1 protein-coding gene is annotated in these 504 nt (G+C 55.4%); it reads right to left on the bottom strand.

Translation table 11 applies throughout. The annotated features are described in order from the left end of the window. Nucleotides 1-504 (bottom strand): hypothetical protein (locus LC438_RS19000; RefSeq protein WP_223587508.1); only part of this gene is annotated, 504 nt, incomplete at both ends.

Here is a 504-nt window from a genome sequence, read left to right as displayed (position 1 = left end):
GTTCTCCCCCTCCCTTGATCCCTCCCTCCCCTCCTTATGCCGCTCCCTCTCCCTCCTATCCCTCTCCTTCCCCTCCTTGAGCAGTCTCTTCCGCGCCAGCTCCCTCCTCTTTGCTTTCCCCCTCTTCTCCCTCTTCACCTGCCTCCTCCTTCCTCTCTTTCTTCTCTCCTCCCTCTTCCTCTTCTTCCTCCCCTTTTTTTCTCCCTTTTTCCCCCTCTCCTTTCCCTCCTTCCCTCTCTTTTCTCTCCTCTTCCCTTTCCTCCTTCCCCTTCCTTTCTCCCTCTCTTTCCCCTTCTTCTCTCCTTTCCCTTTCCCCTCCCCTCCCCTCCTCCCTCCTCCCCCTTCTCCCCCTTCCTTTCCTTCTTTTTTTCCCTCTTCTTCTCCTCCCTTTTCCTCTCTTCTCCTCTTCTCTTTCTTTTTTCCCCTTTCTCCCTCTCCCTCTCTTTCCTTCCCCTCCTTTCCTCCTTCTTCTCTTCCTCTCTCCCCCCTTCCCTTCCCTTCCTC

Origin of the sequence: Microbacterium sp. OVT16B (assembly GCF_019969705.1) — a bacterium.
GTDB classification, from domain to species: Bacteria; Actinomycetota; Actinomycetes; order Actinomycetales; family Microbacteriaceae; genus Microbacterium; species Microbacterium natoriense.
This window is presented reverse-complemented; position numbering and strand designations above follow the sequence as displayed.